At 57.2% G+C, this 18347-nt stretch carries 18 protein-coding genes; 14 read left to right on the forward strand and 4 right to left on the reverse strand.

Annotated elements, in window-relative coordinates:
* Nucleotides 1-164 precede the first annotated feature (164 nt).
* Together ASB66_RS21570 and ASB66_RS21575 are read left to right on the forward strand one after the other, a co-directional pair.
* Nucleotides 165-1529, forward strand: a complete 1365-nt coding sequence (locus tag ASB66_RS21570) for an LLM class flavin-dependent oxidoreductase (RefSeq protein WP_060716617.1) — start codon at nucleotides 165-167, stop codon at nucleotides 1527-1529.
* Nucleotides 1522-2043 (forward strand): flavin reductase family protein, encoded by a 522-nt coding sequence (locus ASB66_RS21575; RefSeq protein ID WP_060716616.1) that lies wholly within the window; start codon nucleotides 1522-1524, stop codon nucleotides 2041-2043. The genes ASB66_RS21570 and ASB66_RS21575 overlap by 8 nt, the downstream gene beginning before the upstream one ends.
* Here the strand turns inward: ASB66_RS21575 and ASB66_RS21580 are convergent.
* Nucleotides 2028-2972, reverse strand: a complete 945-nt coding sequence (locus ASB66_RS21580) for a LysR substrate-binding domain-containing protein (protein ID WP_060716615.1) — start codon at nucleotides 2970-2972, stop codon at nucleotides 2028-2030. The genes ASB66_RS21575 and ASB66_RS21580 overlap by 16 nt on opposite strands.
* 273 nt (nucleotides 2973-3245) lie before the next feature.
* Between ASB66_RS21580 and ASB66_RS21585 the strand changes: the two genes are divergently transcribed.
* From ASB66_RS21585 to hisC, 7 genes are all read left to right on the forward strand, one after another.
* Nucleotides 3246-4022, forward strand: a complete 777-nt coding sequence (locus ASB66_RS21585) for a transporter substrate-binding domain-containing protein (protein WP_234614283.1) — start codon at nucleotides 3246-3248, stop codon at nucleotides 4020-4022.
* A gap of 27 nt (nucleotides 4023-4049) precedes the next feature.
* On the forward strand, nucleotides 4050-4697 hold the full coding sequence (locus ASB66_RS21590) for an amino acid ABC transporter permease (RefSeq protein WP_060716614.1): 648 nt from the start codon (nucleotides 4050-4052) through the stop codon (nucleotides 4695-4697).
* On the forward strand, nucleotides 4694-5362 hold the full coding sequence (locus tag ASB66_RS21595; RefSeq protein ID WP_060716613.1) for an amino acid ABC transporter permease: 669 nt from the start codon (nucleotides 4694-4696) through the stop codon (nucleotides 5360-5362). The genes ASB66_RS21590 and ASB66_RS21595 overlap by 4 nt, the downstream gene beginning before the upstream one ends.
* Nucleotides 5362-6141 carry an amino acid ABC transporter ATP-binding protein gene (locus ASB66_RS21600; protein ID WP_081088920.1) on the forward strand — a complete coding sequence of 260 codons (780 nt, stop codon included), beginning with the start codon at nucleotides 5362-5364 and terminating at the stop codon, nucleotides 6139-6141. The genes ASB66_RS21595 and ASB66_RS21600 overlap by 1 nt, the downstream gene beginning before the upstream one ends.
* An 11-nt stretch (nucleotides 6142-6152) precedes the next feature.
* A complete protein-coding gene (locus ASB66_RS21605; RefSeq protein WP_060716611.1) occupies nucleotides 6153-7079 on the forward strand; it encodes a hydroxymethylglutaryl-CoA lyase in 927 nt (308 codons plus the stop codon).
* Entirely contained in the window at nucleotides 7076-8236 is a 1161-nt protein-coding gene (locus ASB66_RS21610) for a CaiB/BaiF CoA transferase family protein (RefSeq protein WP_060716610.1), read from the forward strand. The genes ASB66_RS21605 and ASB66_RS21610 overlap by 4 nt, the downstream gene beginning before the upstream one ends.
* A 74-nt stretch (nucleotides 8237-8310) precedes the next feature.
* Entirely contained in the window at nucleotides 8311-9414 is a 1104-nt protein-coding gene (gene hisC, locus ASB66_RS21615) for a histidinol-phosphate transaminase (RefSeq protein ID WP_070167324.1), read from the forward strand.
* A 1210-nt stretch (nucleotides 9415-10624) separates the two neighbouring features.
* Here hisC and ASB66_RS21625 read toward each other — a convergent pair.
* The 3 genes from ASB66_RS21625 to ASB66_RS21635 all read right to left on the reverse strand — a co-directional run bounded on the left by ASB66_RS21625 (nucleotide 10625) and on the right by ASB66_RS21635 (nucleotide 12985).
* Nucleotides 10625-11341, reverse strand: coding sequence for an IS6 family transposase (locus ASB66_RS21625; protein WP_060720071.1), 717 nt, complete (start codon nucleotides 11339-11341; stop codon nucleotides 10625-10627).
* Between the two features lie 215 nt (nucleotides 11342-11556).
* Nucleotides 11557-12066, reverse strand: coding sequence for a homoprotocatechuate degradation operon regulator HpaR (gene hpaR, locus ASB66_RS21630; protein ID WP_060716975.1), 510 nt, complete (start codon nucleotides 12064-12066; stop codon nucleotides 11557-11559).
* 73 nt (nucleotides 12067-12139) lie between these two features.
* On the reverse strand, nucleotides 12140-12985 hold the full coding sequence (locus tag ASB66_RS21635) for a helix-turn-helix domain-containing protein (protein WP_060716974.1): 846 nt from the start codon (nucleotides 12983-12985) through the stop codon (nucleotides 12140-12142).
* 105 nt (nucleotides 12986-13090) lie between these two features.
* Here ASB66_RS21635 and ASB66_RS21640 point away from each other — a divergent pair, with 105 nt between their 5' ends.
* The 5 genes from ASB66_RS21640 (at nucleotide 13091) to hpaD (ending at nucleotide 18325) form a co-directional block, all read left to right on the forward strand.
* Nucleotides 13091-14656, forward strand: coding sequence for a 4-hydroxyphenylacetate 3-hydroxylase N-terminal domain-containing protein (locus ASB66_RS21640; protein ID WP_060716984.1), 1566 nt, complete (start codon nucleotides 13091-13093; stop codon nucleotides 14654-14656).
* A gap of 11 nt (nucleotides 14657-14667) precedes the next feature.
* Nucleotides 14668-15183 carry a flavin reductase gene (locus ASB66_RS21645; RefSeq protein WP_060716973.1) on the forward strand — a complete coding sequence of 172 codons (516 nt, stop codon included), beginning with the start codon at nucleotides 14668-14670 and terminating at the stop codon, nucleotides 15181-15183.
* Nucleotides 15184-15273: 90 nt separating this feature from the next.
* A complete protein-coding gene (locus ASB66_RS21650; protein ID WP_060716972.1) occupies nucleotides 15274-15666 on the forward strand; it encodes a 5-carboxymethyl-2-hydroxymuconate Delta-isomerase in 393 nt (130 codons plus the stop codon).
* A gap of 98 nt (nucleotides 15667-15764) precedes the next feature.
* Nucleotides 15765-17282 (forward strand): 5-carboxymethyl-2-hydroxymuconate semialdehyde dehydrogenase, encoded by a 1518-nt coding sequence (gene hpaE, locus ASB66_RS21655; RefSeq protein WP_060716971.1) that lies wholly within the window; start codon nucleotides 15765-15767, stop codon nucleotides 17280-17282.
* Between the two features lie 62 nt (nucleotides 17283-17344).
* Nucleotides 17345-18325 carry a 3,4-dihydroxyphenylacetate 2,3-dioxygenase gene (gene hpaD / locus ASB66_RS21660; RefSeq protein ID WP_060716970.1) on the forward strand — a complete coding sequence of 327 codons (981 nt, stop codon included), beginning with the start codon at nucleotides 17345-17347 and terminating at the stop codon, nucleotides 18323-18325.
* Nucleotides 18326-18347: the final 22 nt, after the last annotated feature.

Below are 18347 nucleotides of genomic sequence, written 5' to 3' on the forward strand. Positions count from 1 at the left end.
AGTTACAGAAACGGCATCCATGCCCGTCGCCGATACCCACCCGCCTGTATCGGCGACACTACTTTAGTCCAGCTTAAGCTTCCCAACACTCGTTCAATATTGCTTCCGTGAACGCCACTTCATAATCTCCCAGATAATTCACTGTAAAATCAAAGGGGAACAATATGAAGCGACTGGACAAGATGAAGCTTGGTACGTTCGTATATACCTTCGGTTTTCATCCGGCTTCATGGCGCCATCCAGCGAGCAAGGTGACCGCGGCAACCGACTTCGCCCATATGCTCGACATTGCCAGAAAGTCGGAGGCGGCCAAGTTCGATTTCATGTTTTTGGCCGACTCCGCCGCTGCCGGTGTCGGGGATCCAGATGCTTTGTCGCGCAGCCCGACAAAGGCGAACCGTTTCGAACCCCTCTCGCTCATATCGGCGCTGTCGGTGATGACCGACAAGCTGGGCTTGGTCTCAACCCTATCAACGAGCTATTACGAGCCGTTCAACGTCGCCCGCATCTTCGCGTCGATCGATCAGCTCAGCAACGGCCGCGCCTGTTGGAACGTCGTTACTTCGGACCACGACGAAACTGGGTACAACTTCAACCGCCTGGGCCTCGATCCGCATGCCGTCCGTTATGAGCGCGCCCAGGAATTTATCGATGTCGTGTTCGGGCTCTGGGACAGTTTCGAACGAGATGCGCTTCTGCTCGATCGCGGAGAGGGCGTCTATTACGACAAGGACAAGCTCCATATCCTCAACCATGTCGGCAAGAATTTCCAGGTTCGCGGACCGCTGAACATTGCGCCGTCCGCCCAGGGCCGGCCGGTGATTGCCCAAGCCGGCGGATCGGAAGCCGGCATGGCACTTGCCGCCCGCACGTCCGAAATCGTGTTCAGCCTTGCCTCCAATATCGACAGCAATCGCGCCTTTTACCAGAACGTCAAGGGGCGCATGCCGGCCTTTGGGCGCAATCCCAACGACATGAAGATCATGCCGGGCATTGTTATCAATGTCGGCGAGACCGAGACCGAAGCCAAGGCTAAGGTTGATTTCCTGATCGACAACCTGCATCCGGACGTCGGACGCCTGATGCTTTCGGAGTTCCTGGAAGCCGATCTTCGCGGCGTTCCGTTCGACCAACCATTTCCAATGGACCGTTTGCCGGCCGAGCCGAAAGGATCGCGCAAGATGTTCGATCAGCTAGTGGAGTTTGTGAAGCAGGGTCAGACGGTGGGCCAGCTCATCCGCCACTATGCCGAACGACATACCGGCAATGGCATTACCGGCACGCCAACGCAGATCGCCGACTATATGGAAGAATGGTTCGAGACACGTGCCGCCGACGGGTTCATCTTGATGTTCCCCACGCTGCCTTCCAGTCTCGACGACTTCGTCAAGCTTGTTCTGCCGGAACTGCGTCGTCGCGGGTTATTCCGAGAGGAATATGAGGGCGCGACCCTTCGAGACAATCTTGGCCTTTCGATGCCGCCGAACCGATACGCTGCTGCAAGGATCGCCGGAGCGGAACATGGCTGAGGACGAGCACTCCGGCCCCTCGCTTCCAAAACCAAGTGCGGATCAGTTCAAAACGTCCATGCGGCATCTGGCCGGCGCCGTGTGTGTCGTGACGACTGGTGAGGGGGATCAACGTACCGGCTTCACGGCAACGTCGGTCACGGCGCTCTCTGCAGATGGACCAACCATCATGACCGCACTGAACCGCGGGTCTTCTTCCTGGCGAGCACTTGAACGTGGCCGACACTTTTGCATCAATATATTATCGGCTGAACATCAAGCGGTGGCACAATCCTTCTCGGGATTCGGGGGCGCTCAGGGTGCCGACCGCTATGAAGGCGCCCGATGGTGGCAGATGGAGACTGGAGGACTGGCTTTGGAGGGAGCCTTGGCGAGCTTCGACTGTGAATTGGAAGAGGCGATCATTCATCGCTCTCATGCCATCGTCATTGGGCTGGTCCGGACGATTGCAACTTTCGATGCAAACGAACCCCTGCTTTACTGGCGTGGTGCTTATCGTCATTTAAAAGCCTGACGGCTGTCCTCATGGGCCCGTCCTGTTTTCATGCATTTGGACGGATCGATGACGAGATCTCCCTGCTGCCGCCCCTTGCTCAATATCCATCGATGAAATTCCCGGCCAGCAGGCTTGTCGAAGGCGGCTGAAGACCACGCGACATAGTAGGGCTGTGGCATGGGAAGCCGGAGGTCGAATGGCACGATCAGGCGGCCCGCTACAATGTCGTCCCAAACCATGGACAACTGCGCGAGAACCACGCCTTCACCGTAAAGCGCTGCATCGAGCGCCGCATTGGTGAATGAAAACACCAATGTAGGCTCGATAAATGGGGAGCTTTTACAGTGTACTGCTGCCCATTGTGACCACCCTGGAGACTGTCCTTCACTGTCTGCCCATTCAATCTCGATGAGCGGCAATTGCAAGAGATGCTCCGGCCGCGTTACCAACTCTCGGCCTTTGAAGCCGGGTGCATAGACGGGCAGCACAATATCTGTAAACAGGCGCGCATATTGTCGATGCGGTTCTATATGCCGGCCATAGGTAATGCGGAAATCGGCGTCACCATTCTCCAGGTTCGGCTCAGTCAAGTCGCCTTGCAGACGCGCTTTTGCGCCATTGCTGATCTTCTGCCATTCCACCATCCTTGGGGCCAGCCACTTTGCCGCAAGGGAGCGCAAGCTGCTCACCGTGATCGAGCTGGTGGATCGGATTTTTCTCACGGCATCTTGGGCATCCTGAAATTCCTGAAAGCCCCGAGCCAGGAAGTTTCGATAGGATTGCCCCGCACTGGTCAGCTTGACGCTATTACCCGCTCTCGTCACCAGACTGATACCGACAGACCTCTCGAGGCTCTTTATATGCTGGCTGACAGCTCCAACCGTGATGCCAAGGGCTTCCGCGGCAGCCGTCATTGTTCCGAGGCGGCCGAACTCTTCAAACGCCATCAGGGATTTCATCGGCGGAAGGTTTTTTAGGGACAAGTCCGGGGCACCCAAGTTTAATTTAGCTAAAGCAGTCTATATTAAAAGCATGCTTCTTCAATAGGCATTAAATGATAAATTGTTCGATATTGGCTATGAAAGCCAATCAAAAGGGGAACGCTGCGGGCCGTCGGTCCGGGCAAAAAAGATGAGGTTACAATGGGAAGTTTCGTCTCAACTATCCGGACTGCTTTCAAGAGATCCGCGGGTGCACACCTTGCGAGCATCGTCCTTGCTGTGAGCGTTCTGGCGCCAAACATTGCCGCTGCCGATGCACTCCAGAAAGCGAAATCTGCGGGCAAGCTGGTGGTCGTAACCGAGATGCAGTTCGCGCCCTTCGACATGAAGGTCGATGGCAAATATGTCGGCGTCAACAGGGATCTCTTCGACGAGATCGGCAAGGAACTTGGTCTTGCGATGGACTACGTCGACCTGCCGTGGACAAGCGTCCTGCCTGGCTTGGAATCGGGGAAATTCGATTTCGTCGGCGCGCCCATCAATGCCACGAAAGAACGCGTCACCCGTTACGCCTTTACCAATCCTTTCGCCTTCTCCGGCAGCGCATTCATGAAGCGTAAGGGCGATGCAGCGGTTACCAAGCCTGAAGACCTCAAAGGGCAGACCGTCGGGGTGGTGAAGTCCAGCGCCATCCTGCGCCAGGTACAACGGTTCAACGAAACCACCCCCGTTACCATTCGCGAGTATTCGGACAACAACCAGCTCTATGCCGATCTCGCAATCGGCCGCGTCACGGCTGCCGCCAGCTCTTTGGCAAACGTCTCCTATGCCGCGCAGCAGCGTCCCGATACGTTCGAAGTCGTTAAGCCGACATTCGGCATCCCGACCTATTACGGCTGGATCGCCCGCAATGACGAAGACAGCAAGAGCCTGATTGCCGCCATCAACGTGGCCCTCGCCAAGGTCATTGCAGACGGACGCATGGCCGCCATCCAGAAAAAATGGTTCGGCGAAGCCTATGATCTGCCGGCAGTCATGCCCGAACCGCAGATCTAACTGAGCAAAGAATGCTGGCGAGAACCCATGCAAACGATATTACATACGCTTCCCTTCCTTCTGGAGGGCGCCTTGGTCACAATCTACATATCGGTGCTTGGAACGATCGTCGGCATTCCGATCGGAACGTTGGTTCTCATTCTGCGCCGTTCCGGAATTGCTGTCGCGGAGTTCTTTGCCCGCACCTATGTCAGCTACTTCCGCTCGGTGCCGCTTCTGGTCCAGTTGCTGCTCTTTTATAATTTCCTGCCGCTTGCCGGAATCGACATGTCGGCGACGATGGCGTCTGTCCTCGCGCTTGGCTTGATCAGTGGCGCCTATGTGGCTGAGATCCTGCGCGGCGTCCTTGGCAGCATTTCGCAAGGCCAGATAGAAGCTGCCCGAACGCTTGGCTACGACCCTGTCAGCATATGGCGCACCATCCTGCTTCCTCAGGTGTTTCGCCTGGCATTGCCGGCGCTCATGAACGAACTGACGCTGATGATGAAATCCTCTTCGCTGATCTCGGTCGTCGGTATCGCGGAACTGGCGCGCACGAGCCAGAATATCGTGTCGACAACATTTCGTCCAATCGAGATCTACACCGCCACCTGCGCCATCTACATCGTCATCACGCAGATCCTGCTTCTTGCCGGTCGGATTTTCGAGCACAGAATGAGGCGAGCAGGCCGATGAACTTCGATCTCTCTGCAATCGTCCCCTATGGTCCGGCACTGCTGAGTGGATTGGGCACGACCCTGCTGTGCTGGGTCGCCGGCAGCGCGGGCGCCATGGCGATCGGTTTTGTCGTGGTGCTGTGCCGTATCTCGCCGAGCCGCATTCTGTCCGCCGCGGCCCTGTTTTACACTGAGATCATTCGCGGGACGCCGCCGCTTCTGGTCGCCTTCTTCATCTATGGAGCAGGCCCTTCCTTTGGTCTGGTTCTAGAGCCCCTGCCGGCCGGCATTCTCGCGCTTTCGCTTCACGGCAGCGCCTATATGGCAGAAATCTACCGGGTCGGCTTCAACGCCGTTCCCCGCGGTCATGTCGAAGCCGGCATCAGCTTGGGACTTCCACGCCTTGCAATCTTCCGTCGGATTCAGGCACCCGAAGCTTTGGTCGCAATCACGCCGTCACTTGTGAACGCATTGATCGTCGTCAGCAAGGAGACCTCTGTCCTTTCCATTATCTCGGTCCCCGAGCTGACTTACGAGGTTCAGAAAATGTCCATCGAAACATTTGCAGCTTTCGAATCCCTGTTCGCGCTGGCCCTCGGTTACTGGATCGTCGTCAGTTCCATCGCCAGGGCCGGCCACTATATCGAACGCCGCGTCATGCGGCACACTGTCAGGAGCGAATAATGGCGGAAGAAATGGTCCGTATCGCCAGCGTTTCGAAGTCATTCGGTCCGTTGAAGGTGTTGCACGACGTCAATCTCGTCGCCGAGAAATCCGAGGTCCTTTGCCTCATTGGGCCGAGCGGGTCTGGCAAGAGTACGCTCCTGCGCTGTGTCAATTTCCTTGAGTCCTATGACGAAGGCGAAATTCTGGTGGAGGGCAAGCTGATGGGCTACGACATGTCCTCGGGCGCGCGCAAACTGATGCGCGGGGGGCAGTTGCGCGCCATGCGACGCAGCATCGGCATGGTCTTTCAGCACTTCAATCTGTGGCCTCACATGACCGCCCTCGACAATGTCGCCGATCCGTTGCGGCAGGTAAAGGGAATGTCCAAGGCCGATGCTCATCGCAAGGCGATGGAGACTTTGGAGGAGGTGGGACTGGCGGCCAAGGCTGACGGTTATCCCGCGGCCCTTTCGGGCGGACAGCAGCAGCGCGTAGCAATCGCGCGGTCGCTTGCCATGGACCCTCATCTGATGCTGTTTGACGAGCCGACCTCTGCATTGGATCCAGAACTTGTCGGCGAGGTGCTTCAAGTCATGCGCGATCTGGCGAAAGAGGGGATGACGATGATCGTTGTCACGCATGAGATCGGCTTTGCAGCGCAGGTCGCCGACAAAGTTGCCTTTCTTGACGGAGGCCGGATCGTTCGCTGCGGCCCTCCACGGGATGTTCTCTATTCTCCAGAGGAGCCGCGCCTCAAGCAGTTTCTCCAGACCTATCACGAACGCAATCAATTTTAGGAGGGGCGGCCATGCCAACCCGCGATATTTCCATATCGGACGTCGTGCTGCGCGACGGGCTGCAGCTCGTCGACACGGTGTTGATGCCGGAGACGAAGATGCAGATTTTCGACATGCTTTACGCAGCCGGCGTCAGGTCATTCGACGTCACAAGCTTCGTGCCGCCGGCGCGATTTCCACAATATGCAGATGCTGTCGAGTTGGTCGCCCATGGCCGCAGCAAACCAGATGTTTTCCTCTCTGCGTTTGCGCCCAATCCCAAAGGGGCCGAGCGAGCGGTTGCCGCAGGCGTTGACTCCGTGAGCTTCGTGGTGTCGGCAAGCGTCAGCCACAACCTCGCCAATGTCCGCAACACGCCGACCGAGCAGATGGAGGCGGCGAAGGCGGTCAAGATCTCCATGGCCTCCGCCGAGCGCCCGGCCCAGCTCGTCCTGGCGATTGCCGCGGCATTTGGCTGCTCGATTGAGGGGGCTGTCGATCCTGAAAGCGTCTTCAGGCTTGCCGAGCAGGCGCGCGACATCGGTGCCGACGAGATCTGCATTTCTGACACAGTTGGGTATGCCAGCCCTCGGCAGGTGAAAGACATCGTCGCGGGCGTCCGATCTGCGGCAGGTGCGGACATTCCGTTGCGCATTCACCTGCACGACACGACCGGAACCGGCATGGCCTGCGCCTACGCCGCTTTGGAGGTCGGGATCACCCGTTTCGATGCGGCGCTCGGCGGTCTTGGCGGCTGCCCGTTCGCGCCGGGTGCATCCGGCAACATTTCGACCGAAGACCTTGTCTACATGATGGAGACGTCAGGTCAGCGCACGGGGATCGACCTCGAAACGCTTCTGATCGCCACCCATGCCCTTCACACGTTTCTTCCGAACGATCCCATGCCGAGCCATATTTTCACGTCGGGGATTCCCAAAGCATACGGAATGCGCACATGACCAAGACCCTTCCCTTAAGCGGCATCAAAGTTCTGGAATTTTCCCAGATGATCATGGGGCCATGCTGTGGTCTGATCCTCGCCGATCTCGGCGCTGACGTGATCAAGATCGAACCGATCAAAGGTGATCGCACCCGCAATCTGACGGGTCTTGCCGCCGGTTTTTTCGACACGTTCGGTCGCAACAAGAAAAGTGTGGCGCTCGATCTGACGCTCAATGAGGACCGTGCCGTTCTCGATGACCTGATTGCCGAAACGGATATTCTGATCGAGAATTTTCGGCCTGGCATGATGAAAGCAACAGGGCTGGACTATGAGAGCCTGAAGAGCCAACATCCAGAGCTAATATATTGTTCGCTCAAGGGGTTTCTCGCGGGCCCCTATCAACATCGTACCGCGCTGGACGAGGTCGTCCAGATGATGAGCGGTCTCGCATTCATGACGGGATTGCCAGATCGGCCGTTACGAACCGGTGCGTCCGTCAACGATATCATGGGCGCCATGTTCGGCGTGATCGGTATCCAGGCGGCATTGCGCGAAAGACAAACCACCGGTCTTGGCCAGGAAGTGCAAGCTTCACTCTACGAGAACGCTGCCTTCCTGATGGCTCCCGCCATGCTGGCGGAGGTCATAACGGGCCAGGCCTCGACACCCTTCTCGGTCACCGAACGTCCTTGGCCGGCCTACGATCTTTTCGATCTCGCCGATGGCAACAAACTGTTCGTCGGTATTGTCGGTGACCAGCAGTGGCATGACTTCTGCGTGGCCTTCGAAAGGTCCGGCTGGCTGGCCGATCCCCGACTAGCAAGCAATGCTTTGCGCCAGCAGGCTCGCTCTTGGCTTATTCCCGAAATCCGCAGTCTGTTCCTGTCGCTCGACGCACCCGAGGTGAAAGCCACTGTCGAGCAGCTTGGCCTGCCGTTTGCTCCGGTCTGCACACCCATCGAGTTGCTGGACGATCCGCATCTCAACGCGAACCATGGCATGATCGACGTGGTGCTGAGCAACGGAATGGCCTCCAAGCTTCCAGCGCTGCCGCTGACGCTCGGCGGAAAGCGTCTCGGCGGAACGCGGCCGCGAGCGCCGCATATCGGCGAGCACACGTCCGAAGTCGCCCGCTCCAGCACGTTCGCTGCGCCGATCACACAGGTGGAGTGACAGGGAACGAACCGACGCTTTGTCGCGAAACGCCGTCAGGTGAAACCCCGCCACTCAGAGTAGGCATCAAACAGTTGGAGTCCGACGTGAAGCTCGTCCCAAATCCGGCAATTGCCGACCTTCCGCTCTACAATGCCGGCATGAATATCGAGTTTGCACGGAAGGTCAGTGGTAGATCGCAGATTGCTGCGCTCGCCAGCAATGAGAATCCATATGGCTGCTCGCCTAAAGTCCGAGCGATGTTCGCGTCGGATCTGTTTGATCCGTCGCGTTATCCGGACCCTGGTTGCACGGCATTGCGGGAGGCGATTTCAGCCAGAACCAATGTTGCCCTCGAGAATATCGTGGTGGGCAACGGATCCGAGGAAATCGTGGCAGCCATTTCCCGCGCTTATTTGGTCACTGGAAGTAGAGCGCTGACCGTCACGCCGAGTTTCGGCCTGCATGAGATCGATCCGATCGCGGCCGGTGCAACGGTCACGAAGATCCCGATGACGCAAGATATGGAGTTCGATATTGCCGCGCTTGAGGTGGCGCTCGCCGCGAAGCCTGCCGTCTTCTTCCTGCCGACGCCCTCCAACCCTGTCGGTTGTACGCTGGGCATGCTTCAGCTTGAGCGTCTTGCGGCAGCCACAAGTCCGGAGACCCTCTTCGTCATCGACGAGGCCTACTTCGAGTTCCAGAATGAAGTCGACGGGACGCGGTTCTTGGGTCGCAGCGGCCTCAACTGCGTCGTTCTGCGGACGTTTTCAAAAGCCTATGGTCTGGCAGGCCTGCGGGTCGGTTACGGCCTGTGCTCAAACGCCGGGATTGCCGATATGCTGAAGCGCGCCAAGCCGCCTTTCGACGTCAACTCCGCTGCGCAAATGGCAGCGACGATCGCGCTCGGCGATCAGGAATGGATGGAAGCCTCTGTTGCAAAAATAACGGCGGAACGTCAGCGCGTCGCGCTGCAAGTCACCGATCTTGGGCTGTTTGCCGCGCCGTCGTCGGCAAATTTCATCTTCGTAAGAACGCCGAAGCCGGGTTACGAGGTGGCACAGGCTCTTTTGATGAACGGGGTCGTCGTCAAGCCCTGGAAAGAAGCCGGTTTTGACAACTGGCTTAGGGTATCGATCGGCACAGATGTTGAGAACGATATGTTTCTCACAGCGCTGAAAGAAGTGATCACACCTTAACCGCGCTCTTCAATGGCGAGTTTTGAATTGCTGGACCAATTTGGGTTAGTCGCTTTTTCGGTCCGCCAGTCCAACATAACTGGTATCGAAATCTGCGTGTGCCGAATGTCGACCAATGCAATTGCCTAGCTGAATAGCCCAAGCCAATCTGCAGCTCTCAAAATCAAATCGCTTCCTTAACTAAGTTGTTTGTTCTCGTACGTCGGTTCACATCCCTTCAAGGCGAAATGGAGTAATTGCGAACATCAATGTGGTGGACATCCATTTAGAGCAGACCCGTGCGCCGGGGGCCGTCGGTCCCGGTTTCCGGCGTCGCCGTCGCTATGCTAAACCTCCTACGGCAACCCTTTTAACCGGTCTTGCGGGAGGCGAACGGATTTCGCAGTTTCTGCTGCATCTGGTATGCCCTTTGTTTTGGACGTCTGCGCAACGACCCAAGATCTGTCGCTCCGCGAAACTGCGCGGTTGTGAACCTTGCTCACCAGATTGGCTGAAAGCGTCCCCCCCGGCAACAAGGTTGAGCTGCCGATCGCGCCGTGTTTTGAAGTAAGAAAATTGGCGGCGGGGCTATGACAAGGAACAGCAGAACAGTTTGACACGTTTTCGGAGCAGGCTGCGGACGATCCGATTTTCACCCGTGTCGCATCCAAATCCGCCAAACCCGACAAACATGCCATCCCGATGAGTGAAGAGGACATGGCCCGGCATCTCTCGCAGACGGGCCGCTACCGCATCCTTACGAAACTGGTGCCGCGCGCGGTTGCGCCAAACCCGCGCCCGGAGTATCCCCCTCAAAAGTCTCGTTCTCGACACGGAGACGAGGGGGTCTCAAAGCGCGCAAGGATGCGTGATCCGCTTGAGAAACTCAACGCGATCATCCCCTGGCTTGTGTTTGAGAAGCCATTGGCGAAGACGCTGAAGCGGTCTGAGGAGCCGAAGGGCGGCCGACCTGTCTTCCCGTCGTGTTTGATGTTCAAGAACTTGGTGCCGCAGGCAATGTATATTCGTCTCCGAGGATCAGGCCGAGTCCGTCATCCAGGACAACCGGCTGTCATTCATGCCGTTCCTCGCTGCCCGGGAACCCAACCGTGCTTGAAGCCTCTTTCGCCCTCCGGCAGCGCGACACCAACCCGGCGACGGCTGGTGAACCCCCCAGACGGCACTGTAAACTTAACGCTTCGAAGGCAGGGTTTTGGATTATGTCTTTGGTTCAGGCGACGCGCAGGCGTGCGATCTGGTGCCATTTTTCCATGGCTATTGCTCGAAGCTCGCGATAATGGCTGGATGGGATGTCGTGGCGGGGAATATGAAAGAGATTGGCGATCGGGTCGTGGATTGAAACGAAGCGTTGCAGGTGCCTCGCTGACTTGAAACGCTTCATGATCCGCTCTCGCATTCGGATCGATTGATGGGAGTTTTCTGCCCGGTTGTTTAGGCCCTTGTGCGAGCGATGTTCGACGCCGGGCATGATATTGCGCTTTGCGGCGGCATAGGACCGAAGTTTGTCGGTGATCATCACACGGGGTAAACGACCTTGCCCTTTCAGAAGCTTTCGCATCAAACGCTTTGCAGCCTTGGTATTTCGGCGGCTCTGGACCAACACGTCAAGTACGAAGCCGCCCTGATCGACGGCGCGCCAAAGCCAATGTTTCTTGCCGGCGATCGTGATGACAACTTCATCGAGGTGCCATTTGTCGCCGAACCTGCCGGTCGATCGCTTCCGGATATCATTTGCAAAGTGCCTGCCGAATTTCTCAGCCCAGAGCCGCACCGTCTGGTGAGAAACGATGACGCCACGCGCGGCCAGCATATCCTCGACCATTCGCAGACTGAGCGGAAACCGGAAATAGAGCCAAACGGCGTGGGCAATCACGTCAGCTGGAAATCGGTGGCGACGATAAAGAGGATCACGGGCAAGTCTGGTCATACCGCCAGATCCCACATTTTGCTCGACGCCCGGTTAACGTTACGGTGCCGGTGCACCTCTTGCCGGAGTGGACGCTGCCGCAGGGCGGCATTTATGCCGTGTTTCCACCGGCCAGATTTCGACCCGCCAAGGTGAGATCCTTTATCGATATGCTAATGGTGGCCGAGCGCAAGCGCAAAACTGCGATGCTTCCCACTGGCGGACCCAGTTGACGATCAATCTTCTTGCGGTGATCCGCCAGCTTCGTTGCGATAGGAGGCAAGTTCGTCCAGAAGCTCTAGCAAAATCTCCATCCGCTCGCGGCTGAAGCGATTTTCGAGGTCCTGATAGATCTTGCGGCTGTCGGGCATGACCTCGCGAATGATCATGTCTCCAGCAGGGGCGATTTTGAGCAGCACGCGGCGCCCGTCGGCGCTGTCCTTGTGCTTGGAAATAAAGCCGCGTTCTTCCAGCGAGCGGATCATTCGCGTCAGGCTGGGGGCCAGAATAAAGGCGCGTTCGGCCACTTCTGAAGCGTCCAGCGTGCCAGCCTCGTGCAGAACACGGATGACGCGCCATTGCTGTTCGGTCACATCATGCTGCGCCAGCATGGGCCGAAAATGGCTCATCACCGCCTCACGGGCGCGCAACAGGGTAATGGGAAGGGAACGGCGCGTGGCGCGCGGTGCGGTTACACCTTCCAGCGCCTCTGCGTTTTCATGCGGTTTCAGGGGTCCGTCAGCCATTTTCTTCCAACTCTTATATTATCTTAACACGTTCATTGTTCCATTCCGGCCCGGATCGCAAGACTTGGCAGTATCAGGCGGGTCGGTTTTTTTGTCCATTGCGCCATTCGCCCGGCGGCAGGCCGGTGCGATTGTTGAAAAAGCGGGAGAAATAGGCCGGATCGTGAAAGCCGATTTCATAGGCCACATCTTCAACCGAGCGCACTGTAAACAAAAGAAGCCGCTTTGCTTCCAGCAGGCGGCGCTCATCAATGAAAGCCTTGACCGAGAGACCATAGGCCTGCCGACAGGATTTGCCGAGCAAATGCGGCGTGGTGCCAAGCGCTGAAACATAGTGTTCAACGGGCCAGTTTTCACGAAAATGCGCATCGACCAGACGTCGGAAGGCCTGCGCCAGCCCATTGCCGCCTTTTGCCGGGGCATGGTCAAGGCTGGCGAGGTCATTGGTGGCAACAGCCACCAGCGCCGCAAGCGATGCCGCATGGCCTTGCCGATAGTCATCATGCAGGCGCTGCATGATGACGAGAAGCTTGCTCCACGCGGGATGGTCGCTCTGCCCACGGGCCATGATGGGTTGATCGAAATCGAGAGATGAAAACGCTGCAATTTGGGGAAGGGCGCTGTCAGCAATAGAGGCAACAATCGCATCGGCAACATCGGCTGCCACTGTAAATCCGTGCACCACGCCGCTTGGTACAAAAGACACAGCCGGTGCAATAAAATCCAATTGCTGATCTTCGATGAAATAGCTGCCGTGACCGCTGGTCCAGAGGGTTATTTGCGCCATTCGATCATGTTTATGGGCATCGACACGGCCATAATGCATGTGTCTGCGCTCCATCACGGTTTCGACATGCAGAAAACCAATGTCCAATTGCTTGTCCGGCTCGCCGTAAATGAAAAAGCTGGGAACAGTCATGAGAAGGCATCCGCCGAAAAAAGTACAATTGATTTTGCCATTCTGTCCATGGTTGACACGAATGGCAAGGGCTACGGTTTGATCATCGTCAAGGGAGGAACTGAGATGAAAGCCGAAGATTTCCGCAGTGAAAAAACACGTCCATTCACCGGTGCTGAATATATCGCATCGCTGCGCGATGGACGCGAAGTCTATATCAATGGTGAGCGGGTAGACGATGTTACCACCCACCCGTCCATGCGCAATTCCGTGCGCTCTCTGGCCCGGCTGTATGATGCCCTGCACGATCCGGCCAAGAAGGATATTTTGACCACGCCAACCGATACTGGCAATGGCGGCTATACCCATAAATTTTTCAAGCATGCCAGCTCGGTTGAGGATCTTGTTGCCCAGCAGGGCGCGATTACCGAATGGGCGCGCATGACCTATGGTTGGATGGGCCGCACCGCCGATTATAAAGCGTCGTTGATGAACACGCTGAACGTCAACGCCGAATGGTATGGCGATTATGCCGACAATGCCCGCGCGTGGCACAAGCGCACGCAGGAATCGGCGCTGTTTCTCAACCATGCCATCGTCAATCCACCGATTGATCGGCACAAGCCCGCCGAGCATGTGAAGGACGTTTTTGTCCATGTGACCAAGGAAACCGATGCGGGGGTTTATGTCTCCGGGGCCAAGGTTGTGGCCACATCGTCGGCGCTGACCCATTACAATCTTCTGGCGCAGGCGTCTGCCACCGTCACCGAAGACCCATCCCTGTCGCTGACATTCATTGCTCCGATGAATGCGCCCGGCATCAAGATGTTCTGCCGCACCTCTTATGAGGAAGCCTCAAACCGCTTGGGCCAGCCGTTTGACTATCCACTGTCATCGCGGTTTGATGAAAATGACGCCATTCTCGTGCTCGACAACGTGTTTGTGCCTTGGGAAGACATTCTGATTTACAAGGATGCCAAGCGTATCCTGTCGTTCACGGTGATGTCCGGCTTCATGCAGGGCTTCTGCTTCCAGGGCTGCGGTCGTTTTATCGTCAAGCTGGAGTTTCTGGCGGGCCTGCTGGCCAAGGCACTCCGCGCCACTGGCGGCGATGCGTTCCGTGGCAATCAGGCCATGCTGGGCGAGGTGATTGCCCTGCGCCACAAGTTCAAGGCGTTTTACGATGCCATGGCGCGCAATCCGCAGGAGTGGGTGGGCGGTGCCAAATTGCCGAACCTCGAAGCGGCGCTTTGCTACCGCGCCTTCATGTCGGATGCCTATCCGCGCATTATCGACCTGATCCGCCGCTCTGTGGCCTCCGGGCTGATTTACCTGCCATCATCGGCCAAAGATTTCGCCAATCCCGAGATTGATCGCTATCTGGCGCAATATGTGCGTGGCTCCAACGATATGGGCCACAAGGAGCGCATCAAGATCATGAAATTGCTCTGGGATGCGACGGGCACCGAATTTGGCGGCCGCCATGCGCTCTATGAGCTGAACTATGCCGGAACGCCCGAAGATGTCCGTCTTCAGGTGTTGAAGGGTGCCGAAAAGGGCAGGGTGCTGCGCGATATGGAAGCGTTGGTGGATACCTGCATGGGCGATTACGACGAGCACGGCTGGACCGGCGACACCTGGCTGCAACCGCTTGACGGCCGCGCGGATGCTCTGCGCGATGCCGCTGAATAAGGACGGCGGTCATGCTCCCTACACCTGTATCGCAAGCCGAATTTCGAGACGCTATGGCGCGGGTTTGCGCGCCAGTCAATGTCATCACCACCAATGGACCCGCCGGACGCGGCGGGTTCACCGCCACCGCCATGTGCTCGGTAACGGATGAGCCGCCAACCTTGCTGGTGTGCATGAACAGTCGCTCGGCCCAGACCGGACTTTTTATGGAGAACCGCCGTTTTTGCGTGAATGTCCTGACAGCCGATCACAAGGATTTGGCAGGCTTTTTTGCTGGCCGGGAGCAGGATATGGCGTCGCGCTTTGCCGCTGCGGATTGGGTCGAGTTTGCCTCCGGCAATCATGCGCTGGCGGGAGCCATAGTCTCATTTGATTGCTACCTGAAAGAAGCCCGTCTGGTGGGCACGCACAATATCATGATCGGTGAAGTTGTTGACATTCGCACCCGCAGCGATGGGGACGCGCTGCTGTATTTCGATCGGAGCTTTGTCAACGTCGCCTCACCAGCAATGGCACTGCCGCGATAATTATGATGCGGACCGCTTGACACCCTCGCCAATATATTTAACATGATAACTACATTGGCGGGGAGCCAACTGGTCAGCGGTGGAGGAACTATGCCGCATTTCAATATTGAATACTCATCCAACCTTGATGGTCGGGTTGATTTTGATGCTCTGTGCGGCCGAATTCTGGATGAGCTGCTGGCAACGGGATTGTTTGAAATTGGCGCGGTGCGGGTTCGAGCGTTTCGTGCAGAGGCTTATGCCATTGCCGACAGATTGCCAGAAAACGCCTTCATCGACATGTCGTTCCGGGTGGGTGTCGGTCGCAGTGCCGAGGATAAAAAGCGAGTGGGTGAGCGCATTTTTGCCGTGGTGACGGAAGAACTCGCCACCCTCTTTGAGACGCCTCATTTCGCGCTGACGCTGGAGATCCGCGAGATCGATCCCGACCTGAGCTGGAAAAAGAACGCCATCCATCCACGGCTACGACAAAAGACCGGCTGACGGCTCACTTTCGGCCCCCAAATCCAACAGAGATTAATGCGCAACAGGGCCGCAGCACGCCTGCACGTCCGCTGCCTGAACGAGACGACGGAGAGATTATGTCCAAGCTTGAAGACAATATTCAAAAGGCGAAGAATTACCTTGCCCGCTTTGCGCAAGATGGCGTTCTGAACCACATCAATGGTGAGGCCGTTGCGGCCCTTGATGGCGCAACCTTTGAGACGATCTCTCCGGTTGATTTGAAGCCGCTGGGGCGAGTTGCTCACGGCAAGGCTGCCGATATTGATCTGGCTGCCAAGGCGGCCCGCGCTGCGTTTCCTGCATGGGCCGCCTTGGGCGGCGATGCGCGCAAAAAGCTGCTGCACCGAATCGCCGATGCCATTGAGGCCCGCGCTGAGGAAATTGCCTTTGTTGAGGCGATGGATACCGGACAATCGCTGAAATTCATGGCGAAAGCCGCGCTGCGTGGTGCAGAAAACTTCCGCTTCTTCGCTGATCGCGCCCCAGAAGCACGGGATGGCAAGAGCATTCGCGCACCCGGTCAGGTGAATGTCACCACCCGCACCCCCATTGGCCCAGTGGGCATTATCACGCCCTGGAACACGCCGTTCATGCTGTCCACGTGGAAGATTGCGCCTGCCTTGGCCGCCGGCTGCACCATTGTTCACAAACCAGCGGAATTTTCACCGCTGACAGCCCGTCTTCTGGTGGAGATTGCCGAAGAGGCAGGCCTGCCAAAGGGTGTCTGGAACCTCGTCAATGGCTTGGGCGAAGATGCGGGCAAGGCGTTGACAGAGCACCCACTGATCAAGGCCATCGGTTTTGTCGGCGAAAGCCGCACCGGATCGATGATCATGAAACAGGGGGCTGATACGCTAAAGCGCGTGCATTTCGAGCTGGGGGGCAAAAACCCGGTGATCGTGTTTGCCGATGCTGATCTGGAACGGGCAGCGGACGCCGCCGTGTTCATGATCTACTCGCTGAACGGCGAACGCTGCACCTCATCTTCGCGCCTTTTGGTCGAGGCCAGTGTCTATGACAGGTTTACCGCCATGGTGGCTGAAAAGGCCAAGCGCATCAAGGTTGGCCATCCGCTTGACCCTGAAACGGTGATCGGGCCGTTGGTTCACCCCGTGCATGAGAAAAAGGTTCTCGAATATATCGCCATTGGCAAATCCGAAGGCGCGACAGTGGCGGCGGGCGGTGCGAAATTTGATGGTCCCGGCGGTGGTTGCTATGTGTCGCCAACCCTGTTTACCGGTGCCAACAACCAGATGCGGATTGCGCAGGAAGAAATCTTTGGCCCTGTGCTGACGGCGATCCCGTTCACGGATGAGGCCGAAGCGCTTGCGATTGCCAATGACGTTCAATACGGCCTGACGGGCTATCTCTGGACATCTGATGTGACCCGCGCCTTCCGTTTCACCGATCAGCTCGAAGCCGGGATGATCTGGGTGAATTCCGAGAATGTGCGCCATCTGCCAACGCCCTTCGGTGGCGTTAAAAATTCCGGCATTGGCCGTGACGGCGGCGACTGGTCGTTCGATTTCTATATGGAAACCAAGAATGTGGCCTTCGCCACCACGCCGCATGCAATCCAGAAACTGGGCGGCTGATCATCAATCAAGAACAAGCATGAGTGTCTGTTTTAAACAACAGATGGACGGAGGAGAATACCATGGCATTACCCACACCCAATCTTTACCCACCCTTCAACATTGTGCGTTTGAGCCATGTTGAATTTGGCGTCAAGGACCTGGCTAAATCCCGCGCGTTTTATGTCGATACGCTCGGCCTGCAAGTGACGGATGAAACATCCGAGGTGATCTATCTGCGGGCAATGGAAGAGCGCGGGCACCACTGCATCGTGTTGCGCAAATCGGAGGTTTCCGAAGCACGTGACCTTGGCTTCAAGGTGTACGATGAAGAGGAACTGGACAAGGCGGCGCATTTCTTCACGGGCAAGGGCCTGCCGGTGGAATGGGTCGAGCGGCCCTATCAGGCCCGCACCTTCCGCACCCGTGATCCCCATGGGATTCCGCTGGAATTTTACGCCCGGATGGACCGTTTGCCGCCGATCCACCAGCAATATGCCCTTTACCGGGGCGTCAAGCCGCTGCGCATCGATCACTTCAACTGCTTCTCATCCAATGTCGATGAGTCTGTTGCCTTCTACAACGAGATTGGTTTCCGCGTCACAGAATATACCGCTGATGAAGAAACCGGTCGTCTCTGGGCGGCGTGGACCCACCGCAAAGGTGGCGTGCATGATATCGCCTTTACCAATGGCACAGGGCCACGTTTGCATCACACTGCCTTCTGGGTGCCGACCCCGCTCAACATCATCGATCTGCTGGACCTGATGGCGACCACCGGCTGGATCAGCAATATCGAGCGCGGCCCGGGCCGTCATGGCATTTCCAATGCCTTCTTCCTGTATATTCTCGACCCGGATGGCCATCGCATCGAGATCTATTGCTCCGATTACCAGACGGTTGACCCTGATCTGGAGCCGATCAAATGGGATTTGAAGGACCCGCAGCGCCAGACCCTGTGGGGTGCGCCTGCACCACGGTCCTGGTTTGAGCATGGCAGCGTGTTTTCTGGCACAGACATGCGCGACTCCGACCTCAAGGCACAGCCTATCATCGCGCCCTGAGCGCGGTCTGACGAGGAGGGAA

Origin of the sequence: Gillisella vitis (assembly GCF_001541345.2) — a bacterium.
Taxonomy (GTDB): domain Bacteria; phylum Pseudomonadota; class Alphaproteobacteria; order Rhizobiales; family Rhizobiaceae; genus Allorhizobium; species Allorhizobium vitis.